Source organism: Aerolutibacter ruishenii, from assembly GCF_007830115.1.
GTDB lineage: Bacteria > Pseudomonadota > Gammaproteobacteria > Xanthomonadales > Xanthomonadaceae > Aerolutibacter > Aerolutibacter ruishenii.
Window position 1 is genome coordinate 68,847 of sequence record NZ_VLKP01000007.1, and the last position, 15,497, is coordinate 84,343.

Sequence of the window (15,497 nt, forward strand, 5' to 3'; positions counted from 1 at the left end):
ATGCCCGTGAAACGCCTGTTCGTCACCGGTACCGACACCGGCATCGGCAAGTCGGTGGCCAGCGCGGCGCTGCTGCATGCGTTGCGCCGCGAAGGTGGCACGGCCGTGGGCATGAAGCCGGTGGCCAGTGGCTGCGAGCCGCATGCCGACGGCTGGCGCAACGAGGATGCACTGCTGCTGCAGGCCGCCAGTGTGCCGCGGCCGGAGTACGCCGATGTGAACCCGTTTGCCCTGCCGGAGCCGCTGGCGCCGGAGCTGGCCGCGGCCAGCGCGGGCGTGACGCTCGCGCTGGACCCCATCCGCACGGCGTTTGCGCGGCTGCAGGCGCAAGCGGAATGTGTGGTGGTGGAGGGCGTGGGCGGCTGGTCGGCGCCGTTGTCGGCCACCTTGGACCAGGTTGACCTGGTGCGCGCGCTGGGGTTGCCGGTGGTGCTGGTGGTGGGGCTGCGCCTGGGCTGCATCAACCACGCGCGTCTGACGCAGCAGGCCATCGAGGCCAGCGGGACGCGGCTGGTGGGCTGGATCGCCAACGGCATCGATCCGGCGATGGCTTGCGCCGACGAGAACTTCGCGATCCTCCACCGCTACATGAATGCGCCGTGCTGGGGGCGCCTGCCGCATGCGGCGGTGCTGGAACCGGCGCTTCTGGGCGGATTCCTGCGCATTCCCGGTTGACGCGCGTACGACCGGGTGTCGTCGTTCGAGGGAGGGACTAATGGCACGGGCGTGACCAGGTGGGCGTCAAGCTAAACTGGGTAGTACAAGAAATCGTCCCCCGCGAGGCCCAGGATGCGCCGCTCCATTCTCATTGCCGCAGTATTGACCGCCGTGCTGTCAGTCGCCGCCTGCGGCGGCAAGCAGGAGCAGGGTGGTGGTGGCGCCGGTGGCCCGCCGGGGGGCATGCAACTGCCGGTGGAGACCGTGACGGTGCAACCGCAGGCGCTGCAGGGTGGCCTGCAGACCGTGGGCAGCCTGCGGGCGGACGAGTCGGTGGTGGTGCGGCCGGAAGTCGGCGGGCGCGTCACCCGCATCCACTTCACCGAAGGCGGCCGCGTCGCCGCCGGGCAACCGCTGTTCACGCTGGATGGCAGCCTGGCGCAGGCCAGCCTCAACGAGGCCACGGCCAACCTCGAGAACAGCCGCCGCGCCCTGGCGCGCGCCGCGGAACTCAGCGCCCAGAAGCTGATCTCCCAGTCCGACCTGGACAAGGCCCGTGCCCAGTTCGGCGTGGACCAGGCGCGCGTGGCGTCGGCGCGAACCGCGTTGTCGAAGATGACGTTGCGTGCGCCATTCTCCGGGCAGGTGGGCCTGCGCGGCATCAGCGTCGGCGAATTCGTCAACGTCGGCCAGGACCTGGTCACGCTGGTCAAGCTGGATCCGATCGAGGTCGATTTCAGCGTGCCCGAGACCGCGCTGACCCAGTTGCGCAATGGACAGAAGATCGCGATCACCGTTGACGCGTTTCCCGGCGATGCGTTTGACGGGCAGGTGGTGGCCATCGACCCGGTGATCGACCCCAACAGCCGCAGCGCCAAATTGCGCGCACGGATCCCCAACCCGGATTTCCGCCTGCGCCCCGGACAGTTCGCCATGCTGAAGCTCGATACCGGCACTGGCGACGCCAACGCGCTGATGGTGCCCGAGCAGGCATTGATGCAGGACGGCGACACCCGTTTCGTCTACGTCGTGGTGGATGGCAAGGCGAAAAAGACCACGGTCAGGACCGGAACGCGCACGCCGGGGCTGGTGCAGGTGGTGGAAGGACTGAAGGCCGGTGACGTGGTGATCACCGCGGGCCAGGCCAAACCGATGATGCACGACGGCATGGCAGTGATGTCGCTGCCGCCCCAAAGTGCGGGCGAGGGTGCGGTCGGTGGCAAGCCTGGTGCAAGCGGGACGAAGGCACCTGCCGCCAAGGACGGGCCTGCCAAGGCCGACGCGACCCAACCCGCCAGCGGCGGTTGAGGGAGGCGAGCCCATGGTCCTCTCCGACCTCTCCATCCGTCGTCCGGTCTTCGCGACGGTGATCAACCTGGTGGTGCTGCTGGTCGGCATCATCGCCTACGATCGCCTGGCGGTGCGGTTGATCCCCAACGTCGACACGCCGGTCGTCACCGTCAACACCTCCTACCCGGGCGCGAGCGCGCAGGTGATCGAATCGCAGATCACCCAGCCGATCGAGGACGCGCTCTCCGGCGTGGAAGGCGTCGAATACATCAGCTCGGTCAGCCGCGAGCAGTCCAGCCAGGTCACCATCCGCTTCCGCCTGGACCGCGACCCCGACGGTGCCGCCAGCGACGTGCGCGATCGCGTCGGCCAGGCGCGCGACTTCCTGCCCGAGGAAGCCGATGAGCCGATCGTGCAGAAGCAGGAAGCCGATGCGCAACCCATCATCTGGATGGCGTTCTCGTCCGACCGGCACAGCAAGACCGAGTTGGCCGACCTGGCCGACCGCCTGGTCAAGGACCGGGTGCAGACCATTCCGGGCGTGGCCCAGGCGCAGGTGTTCGGCGTGCGCTATGCGATGCGCGTGTGGTTGAACCCGCAGCGGCTGGCCGGCTTCGGGCTGACCCCGCAGGACGTGGAAAATGCCCTGCGCGCGCAGAACGCGGAGATTCCCGCCGGCCGCGTGGAGGGCAATACCCGCGAGTTCACCGTGCTGTCGGAAACCGACCTGCGCACTGCCGCGCAGTTCGGCCAGGTGATCCTGGGCAACAGCAACGGCTACCTGGTGCGGCTGAAGGACGTGGCCAAGGTCGAGCTGGGCTCGCAGGACGACCGCTTCCGCGCGCGCTTCAACGGCGTGGACGCGGTGCCGCTGGGCGTGGTCAAGCAGGCGGTGGCCAACCCGCTGCAGATTTCCGAAGCGCTGAAGGCCATGCTGCCGCAGATCCAGCGCACGTTGCCGCAGGGTGTCAAGGTCAACATCGCCTACGACTCCACCATCTTCATCGAGAAATCGATCGAGGAGGTCTACAAGACCGTCGGCGAGGCGGTGCTGCTGGTGGTCATCGTCATCTTCCTGTTCCTGCGCAGCTGGCGCGCCACGCTGATCCCGCTGGTGACGATCCCGGTGTCGCTGGTGGGCGCGTTCGCGCTGATGTACGCCTTCGGGTTCACCATCAACACGCTGACCCTGCTGGCCATGGTGCTCGCCATCGGCCTGGTGGTGGACGACGCGATCGTGATGCTGGAGAACATCTTCCGCCATGTCGAAGAGGGCATGCCGCCATTCGAGGCCGCGCTCAAGGGCAGCAAGGAAATTGGCTTCGCGATCATCGCCATGACCCTGACGCTGGTGGCGGTGTACGTGCCGTTGGCGTTCTCGACCGGGCGTACCGGCAAGTTGTTCGTGGAATTCGCTTTGACGCTGGCCGGGGCGGTGCTGGTGTCGGGCTTCACCGCGCTGACCCTGTCGCCGATGATGGCGTCCAAGCTGCTGCGTCATGAAAAGAAGCATGGCCGCTTCTACGCCATCGGCGAGAAGGCGCTGCGCCGACTGGACGACGCCTACAAGGCGGTGCTCCAGCGTGCGTTGTCATTCAAGGTGATCGTCGCCGGCCTTGGCTTGGCGATCCTCGCGGTGGCCATCGGCCTGTTCATGCTGTTGCCGCGCGAGCTGGCGCCGCAGGAAGACCAGGGGCTGGTGATCGGCTTCGGCATTGCGCCCGAAGGCTCGACGGTGGAGTACACCGACAAGTACGCGCGGGTGATGGAAGGCATGTTCGCGCAGGTGCCCGAGGTGGATCGTTACTTCCAGATCGTCGGATTCCCGTCAATCACCCAGACGATCGGTTTTGTCGGCCTGGTGGACTGGGACAAGCGCGCCCGTACCTCGGCCGAGATCCAGGGCCAGCTGTTCCCGCAGTTCATGGGCATCCCCGGGGTGATGGCATTCCCGGTGCTGCCGCCGCCGCTGGGCCAGCAGGGCCTGGGCCAGCCGGTGAGCTTCGTGGTGCAGAGCACCGGCACCTGGGATGAACTGGGCGGGACGGTGCAGAAGCTGATGGCCAGGATGGCGGAAAACCCCAGGCTGACCAACCCCGACACCGACCTCAAGCTGGACAAGCCGCAGCTCAAGATCGACGTGAACCGCGACAAGGTGGCGGCGGTGGGCAGCAACGTGGTCACGGTGGGACGTACGCTGGAAACCCTGCTTGGAGGACGCAACGTCACCCGCTTCAAGATGGGCAGCGAGCAGTACGACGTGATCGTGCAGACCGACGATGCCAACCGCCGCGTACCGGGTGACCTGAGCAACATCTTCGTGCGTGCCGGCGACGGGCAGATGGTGCAGTTGTCCAACCTGGTGGACGTGCGCGAGACCATCGCCGCGAAGGAGCTCAACCACTTCAACAAGCTGCGATCAGCCACGATCAGCGCGGGCTTGGCGCCCGGCTATTCGATGGGCGAGGCATTGGCGTGGATGGAGGACACGCTGCGCGAAGTCGCGCCGAATGCGCAGTACGACTTGTCCGGGCAGAGCCGCGAGTTCCGCGAGTCCTCCAGCGATTTCGCGATGATCTTCGGACTGGCGCTGGCCTTCATCTTCCTGGTGCTGGCGGCGCAGTTCGAGAGCTGGGTGGATCCGCTGGTGATCCTGCTGGCGGTACCGCTGGCGGCGTTTGGCGCCTTCCTTGCGCTCAAGCTCTCCGGCGGCAGTTGGAACATCTATTCGCAGATCGGCATCGTCACCCTCGTCGGCCTGATCGCCAAGCACGGCATCCTGATCGTGGAATTCTCCAACCAGTTGCAGGAGCAGGGGCGGAGCAAGCGGGATGCGGTGGTCGAAGCCGCCGCGCTGCGCCTGCGCCCGATCCTGATGACCACCGGGGCGATGGTGCTGGGTTCGCTGCCGCTGGCCATTGCCACCGGCGCGGGTGCCGAGGCGCGCAACCAGATCGGCTGGGTGATCGTGGGCGGCATGGGCATCGGCACGTTCTTCACCCTGTTCGTGGTGCCGGTGATGTACCTGCTGATCGGACGCGACCACCAGAAGCGGGCGGTGAGCGCGCCACGCCTTTAACAGCTGGCGCCCGACTCAGGTCGGCGTCGGCAGCGGCGCCGGCTGGTCGATCAGGAAAGCGCCCACTTCGCCGGCCTCCAGTGGCCGCGCGAACAGGTAGCCTTGGCCTTGGTCGCAGCCATGCTCGCGCAGCCAGTCGTGTTGCAGCGACGTTTCCACCCCTTCGGCCACGGTGACCTTGTCCAGGCTTCGGGCCATCGCCAGGATCGCGCGCACCAGCGCGTCGCCGGATGGGGTGCCCAGCCGGCGTACGAACGCGATGTCGATCTTCAGCGTCGAACAGGGCAGTGCCTGCAGGTAGGCGAGCGACGAATAGCCGGTACCAAAGTCGTCCAGCGCCAAGGCCACGCCGATCTCGTCGAACTGGACCAGGCGAGGCAGTGCCCAGTCAAGGTTTTCCATGGCGGCGGTTTCGGTGATTTCCAGCTCGATCCGGTTCGCCGACAGCCTGTGCACCGCCAGGCAATCGCGCAGGAAATCGGGGAGCGAGGCGTCGGCCAACTGACGAACCGACAGGTTCACCGCGACCTGGCTGACGCTCATGCTTTGGCTGTCCCACCGTGCCATCTGGTCGATAGCCTGGCGCAGGGCCCAGCGACCGAGCTCGACAATGAAGCCGGTGTCTTCCGCCACCGGGATGAACTCGGCCGGGCCGATGTTGCCGTCGGCCGACTGCCAACGCAGCAGGGCTTCGAACCCTGCCGTGCGCCCGTCCGCCAGGTTCATCCGCGGCTGGTAAACCAGCCGGAACTCCCCCTGCTCCAGTGCTTTTGGCATGCGTGAGGCCAACTCGAGCCAGCGCTGGCTGCGGGTGTGGAGGGCCGGATTGAACTCGACGACGATGCGCTGTCCCAAGCCCTTGGCGGCCGCGACCGCGATCTCGCAGTGCTGCAGCACCTGCGAGCCGTTCTCCGCGGGTTCCCCAAGGCGGCAGTAGCCACCGGTTGCGGACACCTGCACCTGGAGGTCCGGCTGCAGCACGAACGGCTCCCGGAACAGCGCCAGCAGTTCCCGGCAACGCTCCAGACCCGCATCCACCTGCTGGAGGATGAGCACGAACCGGTCGCCGGCGTAGCGCGCGACATACTCTCCGGGCCGGGCGTTGTCGCGCAGGCGTTCGGAGGTGGCGCACAGCAACCGGTCGCCCATCTCGCGCCCGAGGGCATTGTTGATCCGGGTGAGCTTGTCCAGGTCCAACATGAACACCGCGCCGGGTTGCGCAGCGGCCAGCCGCGCCTCGATTTCGCGCCGCAGCGCGCCACGGTTGGGCAGCCGGGTCAGCTCGTCGTGCGAGGCCAGCCAGTCCGTGTGCAGCATGTGCTCGACGCGCGGGCTGACGTCGCGGATGAACGCCGCCGTGCACCGCTCGCCATCCCAGACCATCGGCGAGAGGGAGATGTCGGCGTAGAAACGGCTGCCGTTGCGGCGCACGGCCTGCAGGGTTGGCACCGGACTCATCTTGCGCGTCCGGTGCGAGGCCCGTTGTGACGCGCGGTGGTGCGCGTGGCTGGAACGGTGCTCGCTGGGCACCAGGTCTTCGATGGCGAGCGCGGACAACTCGTGTGGCGCCGCACGGAACAACTGGTCGGCCGCGTTGTTGTGGGCGAGGATGCGGCCGTCGCCGTCCACGATCAGGATGCCATCGGGAGCACCGAGTACCAGCGCGGCAAGCCGCCCGGCGGTGTCGGCGTGCGCGCGGGTTGCGGACTGGAGTTGGCGGTAGGGCCGGACGAGCTGGGTGAACAGGATGCCGAACGCGAAGAAGGCCGTGCCCAGCACCTTGTAGGCGTGGATCACGGTGTTGTGCATGTTGCCCGGGGCGCTGTACAGGACGATCAGCGCTTCGCCGGCGGCGAGCACCAGCAGGCCGCAGGCCACGACGTCCGGGCGCACCGGCTGCGGAGGGTGGCGCAGCACGGCCAGCGCAAGACCGACATAGCTTGCGCTGATCGCCAGATCGCTGGCCCGCTTGATCCAGGTGAGCCCTTGCCCCGGGACATACAGCGCCGGCACGAGGTCCAGCAGCCAGAGGCCTGTCGCGGCGACGGCGGCGGCGTAAGGGAGGAAGAACCACGTCGCGAATGAATGCCAGCGCTTGGGCAGCAGCATGGCCAGGAACGTCAGCGCCACGCCGCCGCGCGCACCGAACCAGAACAGCAAGGCGCGATCCAGTTCGCGTGGGTGCGGCCACTCCGAGAGCCCCGGATAGGTGACGAGATGCAGCAGGTCGAGGACTGCCACCGACAGGAAGCCAGCCGCGGCCAGCTTGAGGCCGGTGCTGCCGCCGGTGCGGAGCCAGGCGGCCACCGCCACCAGCAGGGTCATTGAGATCGAAAGGGTTTCCGCCAGGATGTGCCAGCCGGCGTAGCGCGGCACTGGTACGTTGAAGGCGGCGGTTTCGCCCAGCGCGAGCAGTGTCCCCGCCGTGAGCAGCAGCAGGACGGTGATGGCGTATGGCCATCGGCTTGAGTAAGGCGGCAGGGGGGCTGGGACGGAGACCCAGCGCCCGGATTCATGCGTGGGCTTCATCGCGTCAACGAGCGTCGGCGAGGCGAAGGTGTTCAAGGTGCAGGGATCATGCCGCGGCAGTAGAAGCGAAACAGGGGCATCCGGCGGGGATTGCGCCGCAGTGAGGCCGCCCGCGACAGCGAAGGATACGGGGCCCGGGCCGTCTCCGGTACGTCGACCAACGTAGTAGAAAAAACACCCGGTCGCAGGCGCGGCCGGGTGTGGGGTTTCCAGCGGGAACTGGAGAGAGAGCTGGGGGTGTTACTTGGCCTTCGGCGCGGCGGACTTGACCGCCTTCTCGACGTTGGCCTCGGCCTTCTTCGCCGCGGCTTCGAACTGCGACTTGGCGATCTGGCTGATGGCCTCGTTGGCCTTCACGGTGCGGTCGACCACTTCCTGCGAAGCGGACACGGCGCGCTCCACGTTCTCGCGGGCAATCTGCACGCCCTTCGGAAACAGGGTCTTGGCGGCGTCCAGGTCGCGGGCCTCGGACACTTCGCCGAAGAAGGCGAAGGTGGCGTTGGCGCGCTCTTCCAGCGCCGAGAGCTGCAGGCCGAACACGGCCTCGGCGTTCTCGAGGGCAATGCGGTTGATCTGGGCTGCCGTGTCCGCGAACTGGCGCGTGGCGGCGGCAAACTGTTCGTTGAACTGCTGGTACATGGCAGGGCTCCGGTCTCGCCGGCAGGGATTGCCGGTTTGTGCGGTGCAGCATAACGCGGGCTATTGTGCAATGCAACAAGAAAATTATGAACGGGCACCTTGGGTTATGAGCCGGCTCACCCCCGCGAGGCCGGCACGCCAGGGTCGGGCGGGGCCCACGCCGGCCCGTACCAGGGTTCTGCGGGCCCACCGGTGGCTTAGCATGGCCGGGTGAAACCGGAGTGGCGATGGACTGGAACGAAGTGCTGAGGGGCTTGCTGACCGCCTTGGGCGTGGGCCTGCTGATCGGCGTGGTGCGCGAGCGGCACTACGGGCTGGACGTGAGCAAGGCGGGCGTGCGCACGCATGCACTGGTGGCGCTGCTGGGCGCGGTGGCCATGGGCTTTGGCGCGCCGACGTTCATCGCCCTGTTGTCGATCGTGGGGGCGTATGGCATTGCGGGCTACTGGAACAGCCGCCGCGAAGACCCGGGCCTCACCGGCGAAGTGGCGTTGCTGGTGTCGGCCATGCTGGGCGCACTGGCGCGGCAGGAGCCCGCGCTGTCGGCCGGGCTGGGCGTGGTGGCGGCGATCCTGCTGCAGGCCAAGCAGCCGCTGCAACGCCTTACCCGCGAACTGATCAGCGAACGCGAGGTGCAGGACGCGCTGTTGCTGGCGGCCGCGGCGCTGGTGGTGATGCCGCTGCTGCCGGATCGCCCCATCGACCCCTGGGGCGTGCTGCAGCCGCGGATGCTGTGGCGCATCGTGGTGCTGGTCATGGCGGTCGGCATGCTGGGGCACATCGCGCTGCGGGCGGTGGGCGCGCGCTGGGGTTTACCGGTCGCCGGCTTCTTTTCAGGCTTTGCCTCGTCGACGGCGGCTGTCGCCGGGTTCGGTCGGCGCGCGGCGGACAACCCCGGGCTGGTCGCGCCCGCGGGTGCCGCTGCATTGCTCGCCAACCTGGCGTCGTTGCTGCTGTTCGCTGCGGTGATCGGCACGGTGTCACCGAAGCTGTTTGCCGCCACCGCATGGCCCTTGGCGGCGTCGGCGTCGGGCCTGCTGCTGTTCGCCGCGCTGGGGCTGCATCGGACCAGCGGTACTGACGCGCTGCCGGACGAACCTTCGCCGCGTGCCTTCCACCTGTCCCATGCGTTGATGATTGCCGCGATCATTGCCGTCGTGTTGCTGCTCTCGGCGTGGTTGCAGCAGATTTTTGGTGATGCGGGCGCGCTGGTGGCCGCCACCTTGGTGGCGCTGGTGGAAATCCACGCCGCGGCGGCCAGCGTGGCCCAGTTGACGGTCGCCGGCGGTTTGCCGGTCGAGCATGCGCGTTGGGGCGTGGTGGCCCTGCTCGCCGCCGGTTCGTTGGCGAAGCTGGTGCTGGCGCTGGTCAGCGGTGGCTGGCGATACGGCCGCTACGTCGGCGCCGGGCTGGTGGCGATGGCCGGTGCGGCGGCCATGGTGACGGCCTTCACGCCGGTGTAAGCGCCTTCAGGGCCCGCGATAGCGGCAGCCGGAGGTGCAGGTTTCGTGCACCACCACTTCGCTCAGCAGCGGCAGCGACGGCTTGAGCTGGTCCCAGATCCACATCGCCAGGCGTTCGCTGGTGGGGTTCTCCAGGCCGGCGATGTCGTTGAGGTAATGGTGGTCCAACTGGTCGTACAGCGGCTGGAAGGCCTGCTTCACATCGCCGAAATCCATCACCCAGCCGGTGTCCGCGCCCACTTCGCCGCTGACATGCAGCTCGACGCGGAACGAATGGCCGTGCAGCCGTGCGCACTTGTGGCCCGGCGGCACGTTGGGCAGCCGGTGCGCGGCTTCGAGGGTGAAGGCCTTGAAGATGTCCATGGACGCATTGTCTCACGCGCTTGCGCCGCCGGTCCCGTTCCCCGCTGTGACGGTCCGTTAACCATTGTTTCGTACACTCGGCCGCATGGTCCGGATGGTGCCCGCAATCGCGCTCGTGATGGTGTGCGGCATGGCCCTGCCCACACAGGCCCGCACCGTGTACCGCTGCATGCGCGATGGCACGGTCAGCCTCGCCACGGCGCCCGAGCCAGGTTCGGGCTGCGAGGCCCACTACCTTGACGATAACGCGGCCAAGGTGCCCAATCTGTGGGGCGAGCTTGGCACGGTGTCGGGTGCCCTCTACCAACGCGTGCAGGGCGGCAAGGTGGTGTACAGCACCCGCAACCTGCCCGGCTCGACCCGCGTGTTCGGCTTCACCTACACCGTTGAGCCCTCTCCCGCATCGGCGACACCCCAGGCCTCGGAGACCCTCGGGGCGTCACTTGCGCATGCGGGGCTGGGCAGGGCTGGCAAAGCTCGGCTGGACCGCTATCCCGTCGAGTTCCGCAAGGCCGCCAAGGCTTCGAAGCTGGACGAGGCCTGGCTGCGCGCCATCGCGCATGCCGAAAGTGGCTACGACGCCCGTGCGGAGTCGGCCAAGGGAGCGCAGGGCGTGATGCAGTTGATGCCGGAGGTCGCGCGCGAGCAGGGTGTCCGTGACCCGTTTTCGGCATCGGACTCGATCAATGCCGGCGCGCGACACCTGCGACAGCTGCTGCAGCGCTATGGCGGCGATTACACGCGCGCCGCCGCGGCGTACAACGCGGGCGTGGGCGCGGTCGCCAAGTACCGCGGCGTACCGCCCTATCGGGAAACCTTGGACTATGTGCGGAAGGTTGCCCAGCTGCACGCCCACTACCGCGCAGCCATGGGCCTTGCACCGCTGGGTGGGGCGCACTGACCGACGCCTCAGCCGGTCAGACGGTCCCGGCCGGTACCCGCACCTGGCCTTCCATCAGCACCCGCGCGCTGCGGCTCATCACCGCCTTGGTGACCGTCCACTGGCCGTTGACCTGCTGCACGTCGGCGCCCACGCGCAGGGTGCCGGAGGGATGGCCGAAGGTGACCACCTTGCGGGTGCCGCCCCCTGCCGCGGCGTTGACCAGCGTGCCCGGCACCGCGGCGGCAGTGGCAATCGCGACCGAGGCGGTGCCCATCATGGCGTGGTGTAGCCTGCCCATCGACAGCGCACGCACGCGCAGGTCGATGTCGCTGGCATGAACGTGCTTGCCGCTGGAGGCGACGTAGTCGGCGGCAGGCGCGACAAAGGCTACCTTGGGTGTGTGCTGGCGCTTGGCCGCTTCGGAGACGTCCTGGATCAGGCCCATGCGCACCGCACCGTGCGCGCGGATGGCCTCGAACATGGCCAGCGCCTTGGCATCGCCGTTGATCGCGTCCTGCAGCTCGCTGCCGGTGTAGCCGATGTCGGCGGCGTTGACGAACACGGTCGGGATGCCGGCGTTGATCATCGTCGCCTTCAGCGTGCCCACGCCGGGCACGTCCAGGTCGTCGATGAGGTGGCCGGTGGGGAACATCGCGCCACCACCGTCGCGTTCGCCTTCGTCGGCGGGGTCGATGAATTCCAGCACGATCTCGGCGGCGGGGAAGGTCACGCCGTCCAGGACGAAATCGCCGGTTTCCTGCACTTCGCCGTTGCTGACGGGCACGTGCGCCACGATGGTCTTGCCGATGTTGGCCTGCCAGATGCGCACGGTGCAGGTGCCGTCGCGTGGCACGCGCGAAGGGTCGATGAGGCCATTGGCAATCGCGAACGGGCCCACCGCCGAGGACAGGTTGCCGCAGTTGCCGCTCCAGTCGACGAACGCGGTGTCGATGGACACCTGGCCGTAGAGGTAGTCGACGTCGTGGTCGGGCACGCTGGCCTTGGCGATGATCACGCACTTGCTGGTGCTGGAGGTGGCGCCGCCCATGCCGTCGGTGTGCTTGGCGTACGGATCGGGCGAGCCGATCACGCGCAGCAGCAGCGCATCGCGCGCGGCGCCCGGTGCCTGTGCCGCTTCCGGCAGATCCTGCAGGCGGAAGAACACGCCCTTGGACGTGCCGCCGCGCATGTAGGTGGCGGGGATGCGGAGCTGCGGTGCGTGGGTCATGTTCTGAGTTCCGGTGTGCTACGTCCGCTCCGGTGGTGGGAGCGCGCTGGAGTGGGGTGGAGGGACACGAACGCAGCCGCATCCGCCCGTTTGGGGCGTCCTTTTCCCGTTGGTGGGAGAAGGCGCATCAGGCATTGTCGGGGATGTCGGGCTCGACCAGTTGCGCCAGCAGCGCCAGCGACTCCTGCCATCCCAGGTAGCAGAACTCGACCGGGATCGCGTCGGGAATGCCCTGCTGGGCGATGTGCACCTCGGTGCCGCACAGCACCGGCTTCAATGTCACCGTCACCTCCATCTCGCCGGCCAGGTTGGGGTTGTCGAAGCGATCGTTGTAGCGGATGCGTTCGCCCGGCACGAGTTCGAGGTAGGTGCCGCCAAACGCATGGCTGCTGCCGGTACCGAAGTTGGTGAATGACATGCGGTAGCCGCCACCCACGCGCGCGTCCATCTCGTGGACCTTGCCGGTGAAGCCGTGCGGCGGCAGCCACTTCACCATCGCATCCGGATCGAGGAAAGCGCGGTAGACACGGTCGGCCGGGGCCTTGAGCACGCGGTGCAGGGTGACGGTGCCGGGCATGACGCTGCTCCTTGCTGGTGGCGGTCCGTCGAAGGTATCAAGCCGCCCGTGACGATTCGAGAAAGTCGTTGGCAAAGCGCTGCAGCACGCCACCGGCTTCGTAGATCGATACCTCCTCGGCGGTATCAAGGCGACAGGTCACCGGCACCTCCACGCGCTCGCCGTTCCGGCGGTGGATCACCAGCGTCAGCGTCGCGCGCGGGGTGCGCTCGCCGATCACGTCGTAGGTCTCGGTGCCGTCGATGGCCAGCGTGTTGCGGTTGGCGCCCGGCTGGAACTCCAGCGGCAGCACGCCCATGCCGATCAGGTTGGTGCGGTGGATGCGTTCGAAGCCTTCGGCCACGATCGCCTCCACGCCCGCCAGGCGCACGCCCTTGGCCGCCCAGTCGCGGCTGGAGCCTTGGCCGTAGTCGGCGCCGGCGATGATGATCAGCGGCTGCTTGCGCTCCATGTAGGTCTCGATCGCTTCCCACATGCGCATGACCTGGCCTTCCGGCTCGACCCGCGCCAGCGAACCCTGCTTCACGCTGCCGTCGTCCTTGCGCACCATCTCGTTGAACAGCTTCGGGTTGGCGAAGGTGGCGCGCTGCGCGGTCAGGTGGTCGCCGCGGTGGGTGGCGTAGGAATTGAAGTCCTCTTCCGGCAGGCCCATCTTCGCCAGGTACGCACCCGCGGCGCTGTCGAGCAGGATCGCGTTGCTGGGCGAGAGGTGGTCGGTGGTGATGTTGTCGCCCAGCACCGCCAGCGGACGCATGCCGCGCAGCGTGCGCTCCCCGGCCAGCGCACCTTCCCAGTACGGCGGGCGGCGGATGTAGGTGCTCTGCGGGCGCCAGTCGTACAGCGGGCTCACCGCGCCGCCGTGCTCCACGCGCACGTTGAACATCGGCTCGTACACCTTGCGGAACTGCTCGGGCTTCACCGATGCCTTCACCACGGCGTCGATCTCGGCGTCGGTTGGCCACAGGTCCTTGAGGCGGATCTCGCGGCCATCGACCACGCCCAGCACGTCCTTCTCGATGTCAAAGCGCACGGTGCCGGCAATGGCGTAGGCGACCACGAGCGGCGGCGAGGCGAGGAACGCCTGCTTGGCATACGGGTGGATGCGGCCGTCGAAGTTGCGGTTGCCGCTGAGTACCGCCGTTGCGTACAGGTCGCGCTCGACCACTTCCTGCTGGATCTTCGGGTCCAGCGCGCCGCTCATGCCGTTGCAGGTGGTGCAGGCGAAGCCGACGATGCCGAAGCCGAGCTTTTCCAGGTCATCGTCCAGGCGGGCTTCCTGCAGGTACAGGGCCACCGCCTTGGAGCCGGGCGCCAGCGACGACTTCACCCACGGCTTGCGGGTCAGGCCGAGGCGGTTGGCGTTGCGCGCCAGCAGGCCAGCGGCGATCACGTTGCGCGGGTTGCTGGTGTTGGTGCACGAGGTGATGGCGGCGATGATCACCGCGCCATCGGGCAGCAGGCCCTGCGCCTCCTGCGCGCGTGCGGCTTCCAGGTTCCCGGCGATGCCGCGCTCGGCCAACTGCGCCACCGGCAGCTTGGCGTGCGGGTTGGACGGGCCGGCCATGGTGCGCTCGACGCTGGACAGGTCGAAGGTGAGCGTGCGCTCGTACTGCGCGCCGAGCAGGTCGTCGGCCCACAGACCGGCGGCCTTGGCGTAGGTCTCCACCAGCGCGACCTGCTCGTCGGTGCGGCCGGTCAGGCGCAGGTAGTCGAGGGTGTTGCCGTCGATGAAGAACATCGCCGCGGTCGCGCCGTACTCGGGCGCCATGTTGGAGATGGTGGCGCGGTCGCCAATGGTCAGCGCCGCCGCGCCTTCGCCACGGAACTCCAGGTACGCACCCACCACCTTCTGCTTGCGCAGGAATTCGGTCAGCGACAGCACGATATCGGTGGCGGTGATGCCGGGCTGCGGCTTGCCGGTCAGCTCCACGCCGACGATGTCCGGCAGGCGCATCCACGAGGCGCGGCCGAGCATCACGTTCTCGGCTTCCAGGCCGCCGACGCCGACGGCGATCACGCCGAGCGCATCGACGTGCGGGGTGTGGCTGTCGGTGCCCACGCAGGTGTCGGGGAAGGCGACGCCGTCCTGCACGTAGATCACCGGGCTCATCTTCTCCAGGTTGATCTGGTGCATGATCCCGTTGCCCGGCGGGATCACATCGACGTTGCGGAACGCGAGCTTGGTCCAGTCGATGAAGTGGAAGCGGTCCTCGTTGCGACGGTCCTCGATGGCGCGGTTCTTCGCGAACGCATCCGGATCAAAGCCGCCGCATTCCACCGCCAGCGAGTGGTCGACGATCAGCTGCACCGGCACCACCGGGTTGACCTGCGCCGGGTCGCCGCCCTTGTCGGCGATGGCGTCGCGCAGGCCGGCCAAGTCGACCAGCGCGGTCTGGCCGAGGATGTCGTGACACACCACGCGCGCCGGGAACCACGGGAAGTCGAGGTCGCGGCGGCGCTCCACCAGCTGGCGCAGGTAGTCGTCGCGCAGTGCCGGATCGGCCTTGCGCACGATGTTCTCGGCGTGCACGCGGGCGGTGTAGGGCAGGGTGGCCCAGGCACCGGGCTGCAGCGCGTCGACGGCCTCACGCGCGTCGAACCAGTCGAGTTTCGTTCCGGGGAGCGGCTTGCGGAAGGCGGTGTTCATGGCGGGCATGGACTCTGGGGGAGGCCGAAACGGGCGGCGAAGCCGTCATTTTACCCCCGGGGTTTCGTGGGCGTCGTCCGCCGATGGTGGAATCACCCCGTCCGACCGCCGGCACCCCCCCGACGCGAAACCTGTCCGCGGG

At 68.1% G+C, this 15,497-nt stretch carries 11 protein-coding genes; 5 read left to right on the plus strand and 6 right to left on the minus strand.

The features are described from left to right. The 3 genes from bioD (at position 1) to IP93_RS09295 (ending at position 5,026) form a co-directional block, all read left to right on the plus strand. Positions 1-675 (plus strand): dethiobiotin synthase, encoded by a 675-nt coding sequence (gene bioD, locus IP93_RS09285; RefSeq protein ID WP_144814852.1) that lies wholly within the window; start codon positions 1-3, stop codon positions 673-675. Positions 676-789: 114 nt separating this feature from the next. Continuing rightward, on the plus strand, positions 790-1,965 hold the full coding sequence (locus IP93_RS09290) for an efflux RND transporter periplasmic adaptor subunit (protein ID WP_144814855.1): 1,176 nt from the start codon (positions 790-792) through the stop codon (positions 1,963-1,965). Between the two features lie 13 nt (positions 1,966-1,978). Then, a complete protein-coding gene (locus IP93_RS09295) occupies positions 1,979-5,026 on the plus strand; it encodes an efflux RND transporter permease subunit (protein ID WP_144814856.1) in 3,048 nt (1,015 codons plus the stop codon). Between the two features lie 15 nt (positions 5,027-5,041). On the opposite strand, the gene IP93_RS09300 is transcribed toward IP93_RS09295, so the two are convergent. Beyond that, positions 5,042-7,591 (minus strand): putative bifunctional diguanylate cyclase/phosphodiesterase, encoded by a 2,550-nt coding sequence (locus tag IP93_RS09300; RefSeq protein ID WP_144814859.1) that lies wholly within the window; start codon positions 7,589-7,591, stop codon positions 5,042-5,044. A 204-nt stretch (positions 7,592-7,795) separates the two neighbouring features. Continuing rightward, positions 7,796-8,194 (minus strand): phasin family protein, encoded by a 399-nt coding sequence (locus IP93_RS09305; RefSeq protein WP_144814861.1) that lies wholly within the window; start codon positions 8,192-8,194, stop codon positions 7,796-7,798. A 227-nt stretch (positions 8,195-8,421) separates the two neighbouring features. Between IP93_RS09305 and IP93_RS09310 the strand changes: the two genes are divergently transcribed. Beyond that, positions 8,422-9,657, plus strand: a complete 1,236-nt coding sequence (locus IP93_RS09310; RefSeq protein ID WP_144814864.1) for an MgtC/SapB family protein — start codon at positions 8,422-8,424, stop codon at positions 9,655-9,657. 6 nt (positions 9,658-9,663) lie between these two features. On the opposite strand, the gene queD is transcribed toward IP93_RS09310, so the two are convergent. Beyond that, the gene (queD, locus tag IP93_RS09315) at positions 9,664-10,020 is read right to left on the minus strand and encodes a 6-carboxytetrahydropterin synthase QueD (RefSeq protein ID WP_144814866.1); all 357 of its coding nucleotides are present in this window, start codon (positions 10,018-10,020) and stop codon (positions 9,664-9,666) included. Between the two features lie 130 nt (positions 10,021-10,150). Between queD and IP93_RS09320 the strand changes: the two genes are divergently transcribed. After that, the gene (locus IP93_RS09320) at positions 10,151-10,921 is read left to right on the plus strand and encodes a lytic transglycosylase domain-containing protein (RefSeq protein ID WP_242006825.1); all 771 of its coding nucleotides are present in this window, start codon (positions 10,151-10,153) and stop codon (positions 10,919-10,921) included. Positions 10,922-10,937: 16 nt separating this feature from the next. Here the strand turns inward: IP93_RS09320 and prpF are convergent, their stop codons facing one another. The 3 genes from prpF to acnD all read right to left on the minus strand — a co-directional run bounded on the left by prpF (position 10,938) and on the right by acnD (position 15,355). Beyond that, the gene (gene prpF / locus IP93_RS09325; protein ID WP_144814869.1) at positions 10,938-12,131 is read right to left on the minus strand and encodes a 2-methylaconitate cis-trans isomerase PrpF; all 1,194 of its coding nucleotides are present in this window, start codon (positions 12,129-12,131) and stop codon (positions 10,938-10,940) included. 127 nt (positions 12,132-12,258) lie between these two features. Then, positions 12,259-12,708: an SRPBCC family protein gene (locus IP93_RS09330; protein WP_144814871.1), complete on the minus strand. Its 450-nt coding sequence runs from the start codon at positions 12,706-12,708 to the stop codon at positions 12,259-12,261. Between the two features lie 37 nt (positions 12,709-12,745). Continuing rightward, positions 12,746-15,355 carry a Fe/S-dependent 2-methylisocitrate dehydratase AcnD gene (gene acnD / locus IP93_RS09335; RefSeq protein ID WP_144814874.1) on the minus strand — a complete coding sequence of 870 codons (2,610 nt, stop codon included), beginning with the start codon at positions 15,353-15,355 and terminating at the stop codon, positions 12,746-12,748. Positions 15,356-15,497: the final 142 nt, after the last annotated feature.